Origin of the sequence: Embleya sp. NPDC020630 (genome assembly GCF_044334985.1) — a bacterium.
In the GTDB taxonomy this organism is placed as follows: Bacteria; Actinomycetota; Actinomycetes; order Streptomycetales; family Streptomycetaceae; genus Embleya.
Map to the genome: position 1 here is coordinate 294,443 of NZ_JBIRUB010000002.1, position 13,638 is coordinate 308,080.

At 72.0% G+C, this 13,638-nt stretch carries 10 protein-coding genes; 7 read left to right on the top strand and 3 right to left on the bottom strand.

The genetic code is table 11. The features are described from left to right. The first annotated feature begins 46 nt into the window (after positions 1-46). The 5 genes from ACH4XV_RS07480 (at position 47) to ACH4XV_RS07500 (ending at position 5,143) form a co-directional block, all read left to right on the top strand. A complete protein-coding gene (locus ACH4XV_RS07480) occupies positions 47-1,204 on the top strand; it encodes a DegT/DnrJ/EryC1/StrS family aminotransferase (protein ID WP_395787442.1) in 1,158 nt (385 codons plus the stop codon). Further along, positions 1,204-1,914, top strand: coding sequence for an acetyltransferase (locus tag ACH4XV_RS07485; protein WP_395787444.1), 711 nt, complete (start codon positions 1,204-1,206; stop codon positions 1,912-1,914). The genes ACH4XV_RS07480 and ACH4XV_RS07485 overlap by 1 nt, the downstream gene beginning before the upstream one ends. Beyond that, a complete protein-coding gene (locus tag ACH4XV_RS07490) occupies positions 1,904-3,040 on the top strand; it encodes a DegT/DnrJ/EryC1/StrS family aminotransferase (RefSeq protein WP_395787446.1) in 1,137 nt (378 codons plus the stop codon). The genes ACH4XV_RS07485 and ACH4XV_RS07490 overlap by 11 nt, the downstream gene beginning before the upstream one ends. Beyond that, positions 3,037-4,617 carry an MBL fold metallo-hydrolase gene (locus tag ACH4XV_RS07495; protein WP_395787448.1) on the top strand — a complete coding sequence of 527 codons (1,581 nt, stop codon included), beginning with the start codon at positions 3,037-3,039 and terminating at the stop codon, positions 4,615-4,617. The genes ACH4XV_RS07490 and ACH4XV_RS07495 overlap by 4 nt, the downstream gene beginning before the upstream one ends. 370 nt (positions 4,618-4,987) lie before the next feature. After that, entirely contained in the window at positions 4,988-5,143 is a 156-nt protein-coding gene (locus ACH4XV_RS07500) for a hypothetical protein (RefSeq protein ID WP_380005224.1), read from the top strand. Positions 5,144-5,267: 124 nt separating this feature from the next. Here the strand turns inward: ACH4XV_RS07500 and ACH4XV_RS07505 are convergent, their stop codons facing one another. The 3 genes from ACH4XV_RS07505 to ACH4XV_RS07515 form a co-directional block, all read right to left on the bottom strand. Continuing rightward, positions 5,268-6,524: a nucleotide sugar dehydrogenase gene (locus tag ACH4XV_RS07505; protein WP_395787450.1), complete on the bottom strand. Its 1,257-nt coding sequence runs from the start codon at positions 6,522-6,524 to the stop codon at positions 5,268-5,270. A 56-nt stretch (positions 6,525-6,580) separates the two neighbouring features. Then, entirely contained in the window at positions 6,581-7,210 is a 630-nt protein-coding gene (locus ACH4XV_RS07510; protein ID WP_395787452.1) for a hypothetical protein, read from the bottom strand. Positions 7,211-7,405: 195 nt separating this feature from the next. Then, positions 7,406-8,872 carry an aldehyde dehydrogenase family protein gene (locus ACH4XV_RS07515; RefSeq protein WP_395787454.1) on the bottom strand — a complete coding sequence of 489 codons (1,467 nt, stop codon included), beginning with the start codon at positions 8,870-8,872 and terminating at the stop codon, positions 7,406-7,408. Positions 8,873-9,138: 266 nt separating this feature from the next. Between ACH4XV_RS07515 and mfd the strand changes: the two genes are divergently transcribed. Further along, the gene (gene mfd / locus ACH4XV_RS07520; RefSeq protein ID WP_395787456.1) at positions 9,139-12,696 is read left to right on the top strand and encodes a transcription-repair coupling factor; all 3,558 of its coding nucleotides are present in this window, start codon (positions 9,139-9,141) and stop codon (positions 12,694-12,696) included. 206 nt (positions 12,697-12,902) lie between these two features. After that, positions 12,903-13,619 carry a SurA N-terminal domain-containing protein gene (locus tag ACH4XV_RS07525; RefSeq protein ID WP_395787458.1) on the top strand — a complete coding sequence of 239 codons (717 nt, stop codon included), beginning with the start codon at positions 12,903-12,905 and terminating at the stop codon, positions 13,617-13,619. The last annotated feature ends 19 nt before the right edge of the window (positions 13,620-13,638 follow it).

The following is a 13,638-nucleotide window of genomic DNA, read 5'->3' on the forward strand; positions in this document are numbered from 1 at the left end:
GGTCAAGGGTTCGGCGCGGACGGGGCTGGGGGAGGACACGGTGGGCATGGAACGAATTCCGGTGATGCGGCCATGGATGGGCGACGAGGAGGCGGCCGCGGCGGCCGACGCGGTGCGCTCCGGGTGGGTGGCCCAGGGACCGCGGGTGGCGGCCTTCGAGCGGGCCTTCGCGGACCGGCTGGGGGTGCCGGAGGCGATCGCGCTGTCCTCGTGCACCACCGCGCTGCACCTGGCGCTGATCAACGCCGGGGTGGGGCCGGGTGACGAGGTGGTGGTGCCGTCGTTGTCCTTCGTGGCCACCGCCAACGCGGTGCGCTACGTGGGCGCGCGCCCGGTGTTCGCCGACGTCGAGCGGGCCACCGGCAACCTGACGCCGGAGACGATCGAGCCGGTGCTGACCTCGGCCACGCGGGCGGTGATCCTGGTCGACCAGGGCGGCATCCCGGCCGACCTGGACGCGGTGCGGGCCCTGGTGGACCGCCGGGGCATCGTGGTGGTGGAGGACGCGGCCTGTGCGGCGGGTTCGACCTACAAGGGCCGGCCGGTCGGCGCGGGGGCGATGTCCGCGACCTTCTCGTTCCACCCGCGCAAGCTGCTGACCACGGGCGAGGGCGGCATGCTCACGCTGGCGCGCGCCGGCCATGCGCCCCGGTTGCGCCGGCTGCGCGAGCACGGGATGAGCGTGAGCGCGGCCGATCGGGACGCGGCGGACCGGGCGGGCGGGGCGCCGGTGGTGGAGAGCTACGACGAACTGGGCTTCAACTACCGGATGACCGACGTGCAGGCGGCGATCGGCCTGGTGCAGCTCGGCAGGCTCGCCGCGATGGTCGAGCGGCGGCGGGAGTTGGCGGCCCGGTACCGGGAGTCGCTGGCCGATGTGCCGGGCCTGGAGACGGCCGCGGATCCCGCGTACGGGCTGACCAACTTCCAGGCGTTCTGGGTGCTGCTGCCCGAGGACTTCCCGATCTCGCGCGACGAACTGCTCGGCGAGCTGGCCCGGGCCGGCATCTCCGCCCGGCGCGGGATCATGGCCGCGCACCTGGAGCCCGCCTACGCCGACGTCGAGCACGTACCGCTGCCCGTCACCGAGCGGCTGACCCGCGACTCGCTGATCCTGCCGCTGTTCCACGAGCTGACCGAGGCGCAGCAGGACCGGGTGGTCGCCGCGGTGCGGGCGGCGGCGGGCGTGCGGGCGGCGGTCTAGTGTCCTTTCGCGATCTGCTCCTCGTCGGCGCCGGGGGATTCGCCCGGGAGGTCGCCGCCGCACTGCCGGACTTCCGCTCCCCGCGCGGGAGTTCGGGTTGGCGACTGCTCGGTTTCCTGGACGACGACCCGGCCCGCCAGGACACCGAGGTGGACGGCGTGCCGGTGCTCGGCGGAGCCGACGTGGTGCACAAGTGGCCCGATGCCCTCGTGGTGGTGTGCACCGGCAGCCCGACGCACTGGTGGAGCCGGTCGCGCGTGGTGGCCCGGCTCGGTCTGCCGGCCGAGCGCTGGGCGACCCTGGTGCACGCGAGCGCGGTGGTCCCGCGGACCTGCGAGGTCGGCCCCGGCGTGGTGTTGATGGCGCAGACGGTGTTGACCACCGGGGTCCGGGTTGGCGCACACGCGCACACGATGCCGCAGGTGGTGTTGACCCACGACGACGACGTGGGCGAGTTCGCCACGCTGGCCGCGGGAGTGCGGCTGGCGGGCGGGGTCTCGGTGGGCCGGGAGGCGTACCTGGGGGCCGGTGCGCTGGTGCGCGAGCACCGGGTGATCGGCGCCCGATCGCTGGTGGGGATGGGCTCGGTCGTGACGCGGGACGTGCCGCCGGCCGAGGTGTGGGCGGGGGTGCCGGCGCGCCGACTGCGCGCGGCGCCGGACCTCGCCGAATCGGAGCGACGAGGTGGGGGAGACACGCATGAGTGCTGAGCCGAACCGGATCCCGCTGGTGGATCTGGCCGCCGCGCACGCCGAGGTGGCGACCGAGGTGGCGGCCGGCATCGCCCGGGTCCTGGACACCTGCGCGTTCGTCGGCGGGCCCGATGTGGCGGAGTTCGAGGCCGAGTTCGCCGCGTTCACCGGCGCCGCGCACTGCGTGGGCGTGGCCAACGGCACCGACGCGGTGGAACTGGCGCTGCGGGTGCTGGGGGTCGGCGCGGGCGAGAGTGTGGTGCTGCCCGCCAACACGTTCGTGGCGACCGCGGAGGCGGTGGTCCGGGCGGGCGCGCGGCCGGTGTTGGCCGACGTGGACGAGGACCACCTCCTGCTCGACCCGCAGCGGGCCGCCGAGGCGCTGGGCGACTCGTCGGGCCCCCGGGCCCTGCTGCCGGTGCACCTGAACGGGCAACTGGCCCCGATGGGCGCGCTGCGGGCGCTGGCCGAGGCACGCGGGGTGTTCCTGGTCGAGGACGCCGCGCAGTGCCAGGGCGCCACCCAGGACGGCCTGGCTCCCGGCGCGTGGGGTCCGGACGCGATCGCGGCCACCAGCTTCTACCCGGGCAAGAACCTGGGCGCGTACGGCGACGGCGGCGCGGTGTGCACCGGCAACGAGGAATACGCCCGAATACTGCGCGAGTTGCGCGATCACGGCTCCTCGCGCAAGTACGTGCACACCCGGCTCGGGTTCAACTCGCGCCTGGACACCATCCAGGCCGTGGTGCTGCGCGCGAAGTTGCGCCGGCTCGCCGACTGGAACGTGCGCCGGCGAGCGGCGGCGGCGCGCTACGACACGCTCCTGGCCGGCATCGAGGGCGTACGGCTGCCCCGGACCGCGCCCGGGAACGAGCACGTGTGGCACCTGTACGCGGTCCGCGTGCCCGAGCGGGACAAGGTGCTCGCGCTACTGAACGAGGCGGGCGTCGGCGCCGGCGTGCATTATCCGGTGCCCGTGCACCTGCAACCCGCGTTCGCCGAACTCGGCCATGCCCGGGGCGACTTCCCGGTCGCCGAGCGGGCCGCCGAGGAGCTGCTCTCGCTGCCGCTGTACCCGCAGCTGACCGCCGGGCAGCAGGAGCGTGTCGCGGAGGTGCTCGCGGGAGCGCTGAGCCGGCTGTGACGGCCGGGTCCGAGCACCGCCGGGAGCGGCCGGTCGCCCCGAGGCCCGATCCGCCGGCGCCCGGCGCGATCCGCTATCTCGGCCACGCCGGCTTCGTGGTCGCGCACGCCGGGATCTCGCTGCTGATCGACCCGTGGTTTCATCCCGCGTTCCTCGGCTCGTGGTTCCCCTTCCCGGACAACCGCGAACTGCTGCCGGAGGTGCTCGCCGGACGACCCGACCTCCTCTACCTCTCGCACCTGCACGAGGACCACTTCGACGAGCGGCTGCTCGATCGGCTGGACCGGGGCGTCACCGTGGTGCTGCCCCGCTACCGGTCCAAGTCGCTGGTCCGGCGGATGACCGCGCTCGGGTTCGGGAAGCAGGTGGTGCTCGGCCACCGCGAGTCGTTCACGCCCGTGCCCGGGCTGACCCTGACGATGTTCCTCGACACCAGCCACAAGGAGGACAGCGGGCTGCTCGTCGACCTCGACGGATACCGCTTCCTCGACCTCAACGACTGCAACACCCCGCTCGGCGAACTCCCGGACGGGATCGACCTGTTGTCCGCGCAGTACTCCGGCGCGATGTGGTACCCGAACGCCTACGCGTACCCCGAGGAGGTGCAGCGCAAGAAGACCGCGGAGGTGCGCTCGGACCTGTTCGACACGCTGGTGCGCAAGGTCCGGCTGACCGGCGCGCGGTCCTATCTGCCCTCGGCCGGCCCACCGGTGTTCCTGGACCCGGAACTGGCCCGGTACAACGACCGCGACGAGACCATCTTCCCGCTGTGGGAGGCGTTCGCGGCCGACTTCGCGGATGCCTGCCCGAGGGTGCGGGTGATCGAGGCGGCGCCGGGCGACGACCTCGCGGCGCCGACCGGCCCGGTGGCGCACTGGCGCACCGACGCCTATCTGAGCGCCTATCGGGACCGCCGCGAGCAGGAGTGGCGGGCGTATGCCGAGCCGCCCTTCGAGCCGGTGACCCCGGCCGAACTGGACGCCTATTTCGCCCGGTTGCAGAGCTGGAACAGGCGTTTCCTCGGCGCGTGGCGCAAGGACGTGCGGCTGACCTCGGACGGCGGGTCGTGGTCGGTGCGGCTGGGCCGGATCGCGGGCGACATCGTGTTCGAGGACGAGCCGGTCGACCCGGCCTACACGATCGAGGTGCCGCAGCGGGCGCTGCGCGCGATCGTGGACGGCGAGGTGGGCTGGGAGGAGGCGCTGCTGTCCATGCGGCTCGGCCTGGCCCGTGATCCCGACGTCTTCGACCTGACCCTGATGAGCCTGCTGCGCTACGGCGAACATCCGGCGCAGACCATGCAGATGGTCCGCGAACGCGAATCGGCCGCGCACGGCGAGTCGATCGAGCGGTGCGGGGTGCGGATGCAGCGCTTTTGTCCGCACGCTGGCGAGGACCTGTCGCACGCGGACATCGAGGCGGGGGTGCTGGAGTGCCCCCGACACCACTGGAAGTGGCGGCTGGACACCGGGGAGTGCGTCTCGGGCGGGACGGTGCCGCTGCGCGTCGGCCCGGCCGCCGCGTCCGACCCGCTCGCCGCCGTCGATCGTGCCGGTCCGAATGCCCCGAATCCGTGACATTCGCCGCCGGGGCCGAAGACACGCGTTCGAGGCGATCAGGTTGACATAACGTGTCGCGCTTATCGGCAATCGACCGCCGCTTCTTGCGCGCCGTCACCCCGGCGAGCTATTCCGCACCACTCTTTCGTCGCAATAGGCAGAAAAGATCATTGATCGCGGCATTGCATCCTTTGCATGTCGATAGCGAAGCGGTAGGCATTCAAAAGGAAAACGTTTTTCTCCGGAACGTCCGGGTTCCGTCACGAGCGTGTCATGACGTGTCGAGTGTCGGTCGCACGGCGGCCGCAGGTGCTGCGGTGTGGCCGTCCGAGTCATTCGCGTCCTCGGTCGGGACGGGAGTGGCGCCTGTGATGTCTGGAGGTTGTCCATGAGTACCTGGGGATGGCTCTGCCAAGAAGGCGGTTGTCCGTCGAAGTCGGACGGCGCCCGCCAGCGGTACCGGTCGAAGGACGCGGCACAGGTGGCGGCCAAGGCGCACACCAAGGCCACCGGGCACAAGACGAAGATCATCGAATACAAGTAGGCGCAGGGACCGACGGGAACGGGCCGCAGGGGCCCGGGACGGGCCGAAACGGCGCGCGGTGGTCGACACACCCCCGATCACCGCGCGCCGGCCGCGAGGGCCTACGACACCGCCTGCAACACCGCTACAACACCTCGATGTTGGGCCCCGCGCCGAGCACCCGACGGCAGTCGAGCACGTAGTCGGCGGTGCGCAACAACTCCAGGTCCACGTCGTCGTGGTCGACGAGCAGGACGACCGCGTCGGCCGCGGCGACCGTCTCCGGCGTCAACTCCACCCGCCGCAACCGCGCGTCCACCACCTGGGACTGCTCCACGTGCGGATCCGCGGCGGTGACCTCGGCGCCCAGGTTCAGCAGCAGCCGGGCCACGTGCGTCGACGGCGACTCCCGGGCGTCGCCGGTGTTCTTCTTGTACGCGAGCCCCACCAACAACACGTGCGAGCCGTTGACCGAGCGCCGCCGGGCGTTGAACGCGGCGGTGAGTCGGCGGATCACGTAGTCGGGCATGTGGTTGTTGACGTCGTTGGCCAACTCCACGAAACGAAAGCTCTGTCCCAGCGCGCGCTGCACCCGCCAGGACAGGTACGACGGGTCGATCGGCAGGCAGTGCCCGCCGACCCCGGGACCCGGCGTGAAGCGCAGGAACCCGAACGGCTTGGTGGAGCAGGCGTCGATCGCCTCCCACACGTCGATGCCCAGGTCGTGGGCGAACATCGCGACCTCGTTGACGAGCGCGATGTTCACGTGCCGGAAGGTGTTCTCGATCAGCTTGACCAGTTCGGCCTCCTTGGGCGAGGACACCGGCACCACCCGCTCGACCAGCGAGCCGTAGAAGCCCTCCACCACCGCGAGCGAGGCGGCGTCCACCCCCGAAACCACCTTCGGGGTGTTGACCAGGTTCCAGGTCGGATTGCCCGGGTCGATCCGCTCCGGGCTGTAGCCCAGGTGGAAGTCGCGGCCCGCGGTCAGCCCCGAGCCCTCCTCCAGGATCGGGCCGACCAACTCCTCCGTGGTGCCCGGGTAGGTGGTCGATTCGAGCACCACGCACGCGCCCGGACGCAGGTACCGCGCGAGCGTGCGGGCGCACTCCTCGATGTAGCTCAGGTCCGGTACACCCTCGCGCAGCGGCGTGGGCACGGTGATCACCGCGATGTCGTAGCCGCCCAGATCCCTCGGCTCGCTCGTGGCGCGGTAGCGGCCCGCGTCCGAGATCGCGCGCACCTCGGCGGCGGGGATGTCCTCGACGTAGGACTCACCCGCCGCCAGCCGCTTGACCCGCTCCCGGTCGACGTCGTAGCCGACCACCTCGTGGCCCACCTGCGCGGCCCGAACCGCCAGCGGCAGTCCCACATATCCCTGACCGGCGATGACAACACGCATCCGAGAATCCCCCTCCTCGCGCAACCGCCCACCCCCGAGCGGCTGGTGATGCAACGTCAGGGGCGGCCCGGCACGTGATCGGCACGCGGCTTGGCCACCACCCAGGACGACACGAGCCCGGCCACCCGCTCGCCGCGGACCACCGATCCGGGAAAGCGCGAGGCCAACTCCGCGCGCCGGGCCGGGAAAACCCTCGGCGCGGAGCCGTCGATCCGGGTCCGGACCCGACCGGGCAGCAGGTGCACGGCGGGCAGCGAGGTCTGCGGATCGAGCGGGTGCTCGCGGGCGGCGGTGCGCAGCCAGTAGCGCTCGGCCGAGGCGTGCACGACGTCGGCGAGCCGGGCCCGGTCGGTCGGCGCGGCCAGCCGCTCCAGCAGACCGTCGCTCACCACCAGGTCGCAACCGCCGTTCCAGGCCAGCGGATCGCCGGCCTCGACGGTCAGCCACGGGGCCGGTTCGGCGGCCCGCTCGGCCGTCGTGACCACCCGCACGTGCGCGGGCCGTACCGGGGCGTGCCACCAGAACTCGGTGGAGCCGCCCAGGTCCACCACGCGCAACCGCTCGATGTCCGGGAACGCCTCGCGGAACCACAACCATCGTCGCGCCCGCACCCCGGCTTCCACCTGGGTGCGCGCGGCCCCCGCGCGCACCGACCAGGCCCGGACCAGACGTTGCGGTTGCGACATTGCGAGAGATCCCCCCTGACGGGCCCGCGACCGAGCGCCGCGAACCGCCCCTCAGGTTATGGCCACGACCTCACCCCCACGCGGGAAACCGACGAACCCGAGACGTCCCGGACCCGAACACGAAGGGGCCGCCGGAAAGGGGCGAGCGGCCCCGGGGAAGGATCCCGGGGCCGCTCGCGGTCCGTGTCGCGCCGGTCAGGCGCTGGGCCAGACGATGCTCTGGATCTCGCTGTAGGCGGCCAGGCCGTACGAGCCGCCGTCGCGGCCGACGCCCGACTGCTTGAAGCCGCCGAACGGGGCCTCCATGTTGCGCCCGACGGTGTTCACCCCGACACCGCCGGAGCGCAGCCGGCGGGCGATGCCGTAGGCGCGGGTGGTGTCCCCGGCGAAGACGTACGAGATCAGCCCGTAGTCCGAGTCGTTGGCGATCCGGATCGCCTCCTCCTCGTCCCCGTCGAACGGGATCACCGTGACCACCGGGCCGAAGAACTCCTCGCGCGCGATGGTCATCGCGTTGGTCGCGTCCGCGAACAGCGTCGGCGCCACGTAGAAGCCCTTCGCGAAGTCCGGCCGCTCACCGCCGACCACCAGGCGGGCGCCCTCCTCGCGACCCTTGGCGATCAGCGCCTCCACCCGGCCGCGCTGCACCGCGGAGATGACCGGGGTGACCTGCGTCGCGGGATCCAGCGGGCTGCCCACCTTCAGCCCGTTCGCGTGCTCCGCGAGCCGCTCCACGAGCCGGTCGTAGATGCCGCGCTGGGCGATCACCCGGGTCGGCGCGGTGCAGATCTGGCCCGCGTAGAAGCTCCACACCGTGCCGATGCCGTGCACCGCCGCGTCCAGGTCGGCGTCGTCGAGCACGATGCACGCGCCCTTGCCGCCCAGCTCCATCAGCTGACGCTTGAAGGTACGGCCGGCCACCTCCGCGATCCGCGCGCCGATCGCGGTCGAGCCGGTGAAGCTGATCATGTCCACGTGCGGCGAGGCCACCGTCGCCTCGGACACGTCCACCCCCGAGCCGGTGACCACGTTCAGCACACCCGCCGGCAGCCCGGCCTCGGCCAGCGCCTCGGCCATCCGGTACACCGCCAGCGGGTCCTGCGGCGCGGGCTTGACCACGACCGTGTTGCCCATCGCCAGCGCCGGCGCGACCTTGCCCGCGGTGTTCGCCAACGGGTTGTTGTACGAGGTGATGCAGGTGACCACGCCGACCGGCTGGCGCACCTCCACCGCGCCGAAGATGCCCGCCCGGCTCAGCGCGGTCTCGGGTGTGGGCTGCGGGGCGAGCGGGAACTCGGTCGGCTCCAGCGCGCCCTTGGCGTAGCGCTTGAACCGGGAGTACGTGGTGCCCAGCTGCATCATGCCCGTGACCGAGAGCGTGGCGCCGGTTTCGGCGGAGGCCAGCGGGACCACCTCGCCGCCCATCTTCAGGAACAGGTCCGCGGCCCGGTCCAGGATCCGGGAGCGCTCCTCGGGGGTGGTCCGCGACCAGGTGCCGAACGCCTCGGCCGCCGCCGCGGTCGCCGCGTTCGCCTGCTCCACCGACGCCTCGGGCGCCAGACCCACGACCTCCTCGGTGGCCGGGTTGATCACCTCGTAGTGACCGCGCTCCGGCTCGACCCATTCGCCGCCGATGTAGAGCTTCTGCTGCGCGCTGCTCATCGTGTCCGTCGTCTCCCCTGGTCCAGCCGCCGCCCGGACTCCCGACGGCCGCCCGCCGGAAATCCGACGACCCGTCAGATTCCTGTTCGCAGGCCATTGGACCCCCTATCAGTTACATTGCCAAGGGGGAGGGGTGGGCGGTACTGGTCACAGTCACACGTTGTCATCGCGGGCGGCACCGGCCCCTTCGGGCGTAGGGTTGTCGGGGAACCCCGGTCCTTTTCCAAGGTCGGGGCCGTTCGCGTTGCGGAGGATCCAACCGGCCCATGAGCCTGACCGGTCTGCTAGACATCGTCGTCCAGGACCCCGCCGTCGCCGAGGCGGTGCGGGCCGCGTCCGAGGGCCGCGGTACCGCCCTCGACCTCGTCGGACCACCGGCGCTGCGCCCCTTCGTGGTGGCCGCCGTCGCCGCCCGCGCGGATCGACCCGTACTCGCGGTCACCGCCACCACCCGCGAGTGCGAGGACCTCGTCGCGGCCCTGGGGTCGCTGCTGCCCGAGGACTCCGTCGTGGAATACCCCTCGTGGGAGACGTTGCCGCACGAGCGGCTGTCCCCGCGCTCGGACACCGTCGGCCGCCGGCTCGCGGTGTTGCGCCGGCTCGCCCATCCCACCTCGGGCGAGCGCTCCGACGCCGGCACCGGCACCCTCAAGGTCGTCGTCGCGCCGATCCGCAGCGTGCTCCAGCCGCAGGTCAAGGGCCTGGGCGAGCTGGAGCCGGTGGCCCTGGTGGCCGGGCAGGAGATCGACCTCGACACCGTGGTCGAGCGTTTGGCCGCAGCCGCCTACGCACGCGTCGACCTGGTGGAGAAGCGCGGCGAGTTCGCCGTGCGCGGCGGCATCCTCGACGTGTTCCCGCCGACCGAGGAGCACCCGCTCCGGGTCGAGTTCTGGGGCGACCAGGTCGAGGAGATCCGCTGGTTCAAGGTCGCCGACCAGCGCTCCCTGGAGACCGCCGAACACGGCCTGTGGGCACCGCCCTGCCGTGAGCTGCTGCTCACCGACGACGTGCGCGAACGGGCCCGCGAACTCCTGGTGGAGCATCCCGGCCTGGTCGAGATGCTCGGCAAGATCGCCGAGGGCATCGCAGTGGAGGGCATGGAGTCGCTGGCCCCCGCGCTGGTGGACGACATGGAGCTGCTGCTCGACGTGCTGCCCGCGGGCAGTCACGTGCTCGTCTGCGACCCCGAGCGGGTCCGCACCCGCTCCGCCGACCTGGTGGCCACCAGCCGCGAGTTCCTGGACGCGTCCTGGGCCGCGGCGGCGGGCGGCGGGGAGAGCCCGATCGACCTGGGCGCCGCGTCCCTGTGGAGCCTGGCCGACGTGCGCGAGCACGCCGCCGGGATCGGTGTGCCGTGGTGGTCGCTCAGCCCGTTCGGCGCCGACGCCGACGACTCCGGTACCGAGATCGGCGCGGTCGAGGTCGAGGCCTACCGCGGCGACGCGCAGCGGGTGCTGGCCGAGATCAAGGGCCGACTCGCCGACGACTGGCGCGTGGTACTGGTCACCGAGGGCCACGGACCGGCCGCGCGCTTCGTCGAGACGTTGTCCGGCGAGGGGGTGCCGGCCCGGCTCGACGCGGACCTCGCCGAGGTGCCGGAGACCGGCGTGGTGCACGTGACCACCGGCTGCATCGGACACGGCTTCGCCTCCGAGTCGCTGCGCACCCTGGTGCTGACCGAGGAGGACGTCTCCGGCCAGCGCACCTCGACCAAGGACATGCGCCGGCTGCCCAGCCGACGGCGCAACATGGTCGACCCGCTCCAGCTCAAGGCCGGCGACTTCGTGGTGCACGAGTCGCACGGCGTGGGGCGCTACGTGGAGATGGTCCAGCGCACGGTGCAGGGCGCGCAGCGCGAGTACCTGGTCCTGGAGTACGCCCCCGCCAAGCGCGGCCAACCGGGCGACCGCCTGTTCGTGCCCACCGACCAGCTGGAGCAGGTCACCAAGTACGTCGGCGGCGAGAGCCCGTCACTGCACCGCCTCGGCGGCGCCGACTGGGCCAAGACCAAGGCCAAGGCGAAGAAGGCGATCAAGGAGATCGCGGGCGACCTGATCAAGCTCTACTCGGCCCGGATGGCCGCGCCCGGACACGCCTTCGGCCCGGACACCCCGTGGCAGCGCGAGTTGGAGGACGCCTTCCCCTACGTCGAGACGCCCGACCAGCTCTCCTCGATCGAGGAGGTCAAGGGCGACATGGAGAAGCCGATCCCGATGGACCGGCTGATCTGCGGGGACGTCGGCTACGGCAAGACCGAGATCGCGGTGCGCGCGGCGTTCAAGGCGGTCCAGGACGGCAAGCAGGTGGCCGTCCTGGTGCCCACCACGCTGCTCGTCCAGCAACACTTCTCCACCTTCTCCGAGCGCTACGCGCAGTTCCCGGTGGTGGTGAAGTCGCTGTCCCGGTTCCAGACCGAGACCGAGGCCAAGGCGGTCCTGGAGGGCCTGCGCGAGGGCTCGATCGACATCGTGATCGGCACCCACCGGCTGTTCTCGGCCGAGACGAGGTTCAAGGACCTGGGCCTGGTCATCGTCGACGAGGAGCAGCGCTTCGGCGTCGAGCACAAGGAGCAGTTGAAGAAGCTGCGCGCCAACGTCGACGTGCTGACCATGTCCGCGACCCCGATCCCGCGCACCCTGGAGATGGCGGTCACCGGTATCCGGGAGATGTCCACGATCACCACGCCGCCCGAGGAGCGGCACCCGGTGCTCACCTTCGTGGGGCCGTACGAGGAGAAGCAGATGGGCGCCGCGATCCGGCGCGAACTGCTGCGCGAGGGGCAGGTCTTCTACATCCACAACCGGGTCGAGTCGATCGACCGCGCGGCGAGCCGGATCCGCGAACTGGTGCCCGAGGCCCGGGTGGCCATCGCCCATGGCCAGATGCACGAGAACGCGCTGGAGAAGGTGGTGGTGGACTTCTGGGAGAAGGAGTTCGACGTCCTGGTCTGCACCACGATCGTCGAGTCCGGCATCGACATCTCCAACGCCAACACGCTGATCGTGGAGCGGGCCGACAACTTCGGGCTGTCCCAGCTGCACCAGTTGCGCGGCCGGGTGGGCCGGGGCCGCGAGCGGGCGTACGCGTACTTCCTGTACCCGCCGGAGAAGCCGCTGACCGAGACCGCGCACGAGCGCCTCGCCACCATCGCCCAGCACACCGAGATGGGCGCGGGCATGTTCGTGGCGATGAAGGACCTGGAGATCCGCGGCGCGGGCAACCTGCTCGGCGGCGAACAGTCCGGGCACATCGCGGGCGTCGGGTTCGACCTGTACGTGCGCATGGTGGGCGAGGCGGTCAACCAGTACAAGGAACTCGCGGCGGGCGGCGAGGGCGCGGAGGAGGTCCCGGAGATCCGGGTCGAGCTGCCCATCGACGCGCACGTCCCGCACGACTACGTGCCCGGCGAGCGGCTGCGCCTGGAGGCGTACCGGCGGATCGCGGCGATCACCTGCGAGGCGGACATCGACGCGGTGCGGGCCGAACTGGTGGACCGCTACGGGCCGTTGCCGCAGCCGGTGGAGAACCTGCTGGAGGTGGCCCGGTTCCGGGCGCACGTACGCACCGCCGGGATCGCCGACGTCACGCTCCAGGGCAACTTCGTCCGGTTCGGCCCGGTCGAACTGCGCGAGTCGCAGCAGTTGCGGCTCCAGCGGTTGTACCCGAAGACGCTGGTCAAGGCGGCGACCCAGCAGATCCTGGTGCCCAAGCCGATGACCGCCCGGATCGGCGGGCAACCGCTGCGTGACGGGGCGCTGTTGACGTGGGCGCGGGATCTGGTGGACGCGATCCTGCTGGAGCCGATCGCGGCGGCGAAGAAGTAGGCTCGAGCCGGCTCCCCGGCTCCCGGACCGGCGCGTCGGCGCCGGTCCGGGAGCCGCGACGGGTTGTCGCCCGCCGCGGATGATCTTGGCGAATATGCGGACTTCGGGCGTGCCCACCCGTATCTTTGATCGTTGGTCATGGGTCGCAGTCCGCCGTGGCCGACAGTCGTACCGCCGTACAGCGCCATCGAGCATTGGGAGTTCGTGTGAGTCGCACGTCGCGTTCCGTCCCTGTCGATTCCGCGCACCGCCGGCGGCGGGCCGCGTCCCGGGCCCGGGTGGCCGCGGTGGGGCTGGTGCTGGTCACCGGCTTCGCGCTCTCCGGCTGCTCGGAATCCAAGGCGGGCGCGGCCGCCATGGTCGGCGGGGAGCGCATCGAGATCTCGACCCTCAACGCCAAGGTGGACAAGCTGGAGCAGGCGTTCTCCCGGCAGAACCTGCCGCTCAACGGCACCAGCGCCCAACTGGAGGCCAACCAGGCCGAGTTGGTCCAGCTGATCTCGCGTCGGGTGATCGCCGAGGCGGCCGGGCGCAACCACGTCGCCCTGAACGCGACCCAGGTGCTCCAGGCCCGCCGCACGCTGGAGGCCCGGCTCGGCGGCCCGCAGAACCTGGAGGCCCGCCTGGTGCGGATCGGCGTGCTGCCCGCCGAGGTGGACGACTTCGTCCGGACCGAGGCGCTGAAGGGGGAGATCGCCCGGGTGCGCGGGATCGACCTGGGCACCGCCGACGGCCAGGCGCAGCTGGACGCCTACCTGGGCGAGGTGGCGGCCTCGATGAAGATCAAGGTGAACCCGAGGTACGGCACCTGGGACTCGGCGAAGCTGACCACCACCGCCGCGACCTACTCGTGGCTGGCCCCGGGCACCCAGCCGGCGGCCGGTTCCGCCGACGCCCAGCCCGGGGCGGCGAGCGGCACCTGAGCCGGACCGTAGGCTGGCC

Bases quoted from the DNA above. Each gene is read 5' to 3' on its own strand.
- ACH4XV_RS07480 (WP_395787442.1), top strand. From the start codon at position 47: ATGGAACGAATTCCGGTGATGCGGCCATGGATGGGCGACGAGGAGGCG.
- ACH4XV_RS07510 (WP_395787452.1), bottom strand. From the start codon at position 7,210: ATGTCGCAACCGCAACGTCTGGTCCGGGCCTGGTCGGTGCGCGCGGGG.
- mfd (WP_395787456.1), top strand. From the start codon at position 9,139: ATGAGCCTGACCGGTCTGCTAGACATCGTCGTCCAGGACCCCGCCGTC.
- ACH4XV_RS07515 (WP_395787454.1), bottom strand. From the start codon at position 8,872: ATGAGCAGCGCGCAGCAGAAGCTCTACATCGGCGGCGAATGGGTCGAG.
- ACH4XV_RS07505 (WP_395787450.1), bottom strand. From the start codon at position 6,524: ATGCGTGTTGTCATCGCCGGTCAGGGATATGTGGGACTGCCGCTGGCG.
- ACH4XV_RS07490 (WP_395787446.1), top strand. From the start codon at position 1,904: ATGAGTGCTGAGCCGAACCGGATCCCGCTGGTGGATCTGGCCGCCGCG.
- ACH4XV_RS07500 (WP_380005224.1), top strand. From the start codon at position 4,988: ATGAGTACCTGGGGATGGCTCTGCCAAGAAGGCGGTTGTCCGTCGAAG.